The sequence below is a fragment of the Flavobacteriales bacterium genome, from assembly GCA_013214975.1.
In the GTDB taxonomy this organism is placed as follows: Bacteria; Bacteroidota; Bacteroidia; order DT-38; family DT-38; genus DT-38.
In genome coordinates this window covers 1-1,591 of sequence record JABSPR010000089.1, presented here as the reverse complement: position 1 = coordinate 1,591, position 1,591 = coordinate 1, and the positions used below count along the sequence as shown (strand labels likewise).

Genomic DNA, 1,591 nt, shown 5'->3' with positions numbered 1-1,591 from the left:
GTCTTTAGAATTATCTAGGGGGAAACGAATACAAACTATTTGGATCAAGTGTCTTCTGTCCTTGGATGGGGTTGAAACAGATGGGTATTTCTTTGCATCTTCGTCAAACGTTATTAATCAGTTTTCTATCTCTTATTCCTTAAGCCATTTCGCTGGAGAGATTGACTTGAGTAATGCCCCATTAAATGCCACTGTAGACGGAGTGGAATATGATGAAACTTATTCGAGTTTAGACATAATACTATCTAAAGAAAAGGGCATAATAAAGCTATGTGGTGGTTCTGAGAGTAAATGTTATCATGTCTACGATAATCAAGATTAAGTTCGGAGTGACTCGAACACATTGAGAAGCTCACATTTTCAATAAAAGGTGTATTGCTCGTGTTCAACGTTCAAATCTAAAGTTCATTTATATTTAAAGGTTCGATAATCCCCTTATGCTATGCCATGAAAAAAGCCTTGACACATTAAGTATCAAGGCCTGTATCTGCTAAGTTTTCGCTCTATTATTACTCCTCAATTATATGATGATCTAAAGGCAAGCCTAATTTTCGATTTGTCTCTTCCTCTAACGTGGCTTCATCAACTATTGCCTTAATTAATGCTTGATCCTTTTCCTCTCTACTAAGATTCATTGCATTAATTCGGTCTCTCTCTATTTGATTGTGATTTTTCACCCTCTCAATGTAAATTCTCTTCTTTTCGATTTTTTCTTCTTCTGAATCGCCAGCGATTTCTTTTTTTTTGGCCGACTTCATTGCTACGCCTTCTTCGGGAATAGTAATGTTTTCGTGTTCCGCGAGAAAGGAATAAATTTCTTCTTTCCCCTTCCACTCTTTACCTAATCCAAAAGAACCACCAAGCATAATTGAACCTTTCCAATGTTCATTGTGTAATCTAAGGTTTAATTCATCTTTATTATCGGAAGGATAACCACCTAAAGCATTTGCAAATAAAAGCACATTGCCATTAGCATGTAAATCCACAGGCTGATTTTCATCATTATTCTGTGAGCGAATAATTGATTCAAAACCTTCATAGTTATTTAAACTCCAAGTCTGGGGAGCAACAGCAACAATATGAATAACTTGATCTTTTTGAAGAATATCATCACCTCTGAAAACTTTGTTAATTTTCACATAATATACGGCATATAGAATCCCATCAGATTCAAAGAAAGAATCTCCATGCGTAACGCCTTCAAATATAAGTTCAGCGTTAAAAACGTCTTCTGCTTGATTATCATCCCAAGAAACTTGTGCATTTACAAGGAAGGGCACGAACAGTAACACTATTATTAGATATTTCATATTTACCAAGGTATTAATTTATCTCAACTTCATTATTTTGTGCGATGAACTTTGATGATTCGTCAGTACTAATCAATTCCCAAGCACTTCCTTCTATTTCATCAATTATACCAGCAATTACGGTATTTGAAAACATCAAATGCGTAATCGTTATTACTACAATAAGATATTTCATTCTACAACTATTTGCGCATGGAGTATGGGTTGTGAACGCTTATTTTTACCAACATCGTCACCATCATTAAGAGGATCTAAAGTGAGTTCTTAATTACTCTTCGTCC

At 35.0% G+C, this 1,591-nt stretch carries 3 protein-coding genes; 1 reads left to right on the top strand and 2 read right to left on the bottom strand.

Going from position 1 to position 1,591, the window contains the following annotated elements:
• Positions 1–61 precede the first annotated feature (61 nt).
• A complete protein-coding gene (locus HRT72_03760) occupies positions 62–322 on the top strand; it encodes a hypothetical protein (GenBank protein NQY66822.1) in 261 nt (86 codons plus the stop codon).
• Positions 323–509: 187 nt separating this feature from the next.
• Here HRT72_03760 and HRT72_03755 read toward each other — a convergent pair whose 3' ends face one another.
• Positions 510–1,310 carry a hypothetical protein gene (locus HRT72_03755; GenBank protein ID NQY66821.1) on the bottom strand — a complete coding sequence of 267 codons (801 nt, stop codon included), beginning with the start codon at positions 1,308–1,310 and terminating at the stop codon, positions 510–512.
• 13 nt (positions 1,311–1,323) lie between these two features.
• Complete coding sequence (locus tag HRT72_03750; GenBank protein ID NQY66820.1) at positions 1,324–1,485, bottom strand: hypothetical protein; 162 nt, start codon at positions 1,483–1,485, stop codon at positions 1,324–1,326.
• Positions 1,486–1,591: the final 106 nt, after the last annotated feature.